This window comes from Clostridium aminobutyricum (genome assembly GCF_017255415.1).
GTDB classification, from domain to species: domain Bacteria; phylum Bacillota; class Clostridia; order Peptostreptococcales; family Anaerovoracaceae; genus Aminipila; species Aminipila aminobutyrica.
In genome coordinates this window covers 1-3,213 of record NZ_JAFJZZ010000013.1, presented here as the reverse complement: position 1 = coordinate 3,213, position 3,213 = coordinate 1, and the positions used below count along the sequence as shown (strand labels likewise).

The 3,213-nt window shown below is 48.4% G+C and carries 1 rRNA gene; it reads right to left on the bottom strand.

The features are described from left to right. Nucleotides 1-72: 72 nt before the first annotated feature. Nucleotides 73-2,967 (bottom strand): 23S ribosomal RNA (locus JYB65_RS14760). Between the last annotated feature and the right edge of the window lie 246 nt (nt 2,968-3,213).

The following is a 3,213-nucleotide window of genomic DNA, read 5'->3' as shown; positions in this document are numbered from 1 at the left end:
TGAGGTGTACCCTCAAAACTGAATAACATACTTTTATCATACTCTTAATAATCTTCAATTCTTGAAACCTTATTGGTCAAGCGTTCGACCTATTAGTATCGGTCAGCTGAATACATTACTGCACTTACACCTCCGACCTATCAACGTGATAGTCTCTCACGGGTCTTACCATTTCTGGAGGAAATCTTTTCTTGTGGGGGGCTTCGCACTTAGATGCTTTCAGCGCTTATCCCGTCCATACTTAGCTACCCAGCTATGCCCTTGGCAGAACAACTGGTGCACCAGAGGTATGTCCATCCCGGTCCTCTCGTACTAAGGACAGCTCCACTCAAATTTCCAACGCCCACAGCGGATAGGGACCGAACTGTCTCACGACGTTCTGAACCCAGCTCGCGTACCTCTTTAATGGGCGAACAGCCCAACCCTTGGGACCTACTTCAGCCCCAGGATGAGACGAGCCGACATCGAGGTGCCAAACACCGCCGTCGATGTGGACTCTTGGGCGGTATCAGCCTGTTATCCCCAGGGTAGCTTTTATCCGTTGAGCGATGGCCCTTCCACTCGGTACCACCGGATCACTAAGCCCGACTTTCGTCCCTGCTCGACTTGTTTGTCTCGCAGTCAAGCTCCCTTCTGCCTTTACACTCTTCGCGCGATTTCCGACCGCGCTGAGGGAACCTTTGGGCGCCTCCGTTACTCTTTAGGAGGCGACCGCCCCAGTCAAACTGCCCGCCTGACACTGTCCTCATACCGGTTTACGGTACAAAGTTAGAACTTCAACATTACAAGAGTGGTATCCCAACGGTGACTCCACTAATACTGGCGTACTAGCTTCGTAGTCTCCCACCTATCCTGTACATGCAATGCCGAAATCCAATATCAAGCTGCAGTAAAGCTCCATGGGGTCTTTCCGTCCTGCTGCGGGTAACCGGCATCTTTACCGGTACTACAATTTCACCGAGTCTATTGTTGAGACAGTGCCCAGATCGTTACGCCTTTCGTGCGGGTCGGAACTTACCCGACAAGGAATTTCGCTACCTTAGGACCGTTATAGTTACGGCCGCCGTTTACTGGGGCTTAAGTTCTGTGCTTCGGTTGCCCTAACACTTCCCCTTAACCTTCCAGCACCGGGCAGGCGTCAGCCCCTATACTTCAGCTTTCGCTTTAGCAGAGACCTGTGTTTTTGGTAAACAGTCGCCTGGGCCTTTTCACTGCGGCCTGCTTTCGCAGGCACCCCTTCTCCCGAAGTTACGGGGTTATTTTGCCGAGTTCCTTAACAATAGTTCTCTCGCTCACCTTAGGATTCTCTCCTCATCTACCTGTGTCGGTTTACGGTACGGGCACCTACATTCTCGCTAGCGGCTTTTCTTGACAGTGTGAAATCAGCTGCTTCGGTACTTTAATTTCCCTCCCCATCACACCTCGGAATTGAACAAACGGATTTGCCTATCTGTTCTCCCTTGATGCTTAGACGCACTCAACCAACGGTGCGCTCAGCTTATCCTTCTGTGTCCCCACATCGCTCAAACGAATTTCGGTGGTACTGGAATCTCAACCAGTTGTCCATCGCCTACAGCTTTCGCTCTCGGCTTAGGCCCCGACTAACCCTGAGTGGACGAACCTTCCTCAGGAAACCTTAGATTTTCGGTGGGCAGGATTCTCACCTGCCTTACGCTACTCATGCCAACATTCTCTCTCGTATACAGTCCACCATACCTTCCGGTACAGCTTCTGCCCGTATACGATGCTCCTCTACCAACTACATAAATGTAATTCCAAAGCTTCGGTAGTAAGTTTGAGCCCCGTTTATCTTCGGCGCAGAGCCACTCGACTAGTGAGCTATTACGCACTCTTTAAATGAGTGGCTGCTTCTAAGCCAACATCCTAGTTGTCTATGCAGCTCCACATCCTTTTCCACTTAACTTACATTTTGGGACCTTAGCTGTTGGTCTGGGCTGTTTCCCTTTCGACTATGAAACTTATCTCACATAGTCTGACTCCCAAGTATAATACTTCGGCATTCGGAGTTTGATAGTTTTCGGTAACCGGTGAAGGCCCCTAGAACATTCAGTGCTCTACCTCCGAGTATCTCAATCTTGAGGCTAGCCCTAAAGCTATTTCGAGGAGAACCAGCTATATCCGGGTTCGATTGGAATTTCACCGCTATCCACACGTCATCCCAGCCTTTTTCAACAGACATGAGTTCGGTCCTCCACGAGATTTTACTCTCGCTTCAACCTGCACATGGATAGGTCACCCGGTTTCGGGTCTACAGCATATAACTTGACGCCCTATTCAGACTCGCTTTCGCTACGGCTCCAGTGCTCCAGCACCTTAACCTTGCTACACACCATAACTCGTTGGCCCGTTCTACAAAAAGTACAAGGTCACTTGCGCTCCCTTTGCTTGTAAGCATAAGGTTTCAGGTTCTATTTCACTCCCCTCCCGGGGTTCTTTTCACCTTTCCCTCACGGTACTATTCTCTATCGGTCACTAGGTAGTATTTAGGCTTGGGGGGTGGGCCCCCCGGCTTCCCACCGGGTTTCACGTGTCCGGTGGTACTCTGGTGCCACTCTTTGATTAATTCATTTCACCTACGGGTCTTTTACCCTCTTCGGACTGCCTTTCCAGACAGGTTTGGTTATGAATACCTCAAGTTATGAGTGGTCCGCAACCCCATAGTAAACTATGGTTTGGCCTCTTTCCCTTTCGCTCGCCGCTACTTAGGAAATCGATGTTTCTTTCTCTTCCTCCGGGTACTTAGATGTTTCAGTTCCCCGGGTTACCTTCTCTATGACTATTTTATTCATCATAGGATACCTACGCATTACCATAGGTGGGTTCCCCCATTCGGACATCTGCGGGTTAACGGATGTTTGCTCCTCACCGCAGCTTATCGCAGCTTGCCACGTCCTTCTTCGGCTCCTAGTGCCAAGGCATTCACCTTATGCTCTTATTTGCTTGACCATTAAGCATTTTGCTTATCTAGCGTTAGATAAGACTTTATTTTTGATTACTTGTTATTGTTAATTAACTCGTAATTTTCTGGTTTCTCGGTTGAAATCGTAGTTATTTTACACCCGACATCATTCTTTCTTAGTCTTACGACTCGAAAAGACTTTGTCTTAGTTTTTATATATAACTGTTTGCTATCTATTTCTAGATAACCTCGATTTCGTTGTCAATTTGTATGAAGATATTAAATATTTCTAT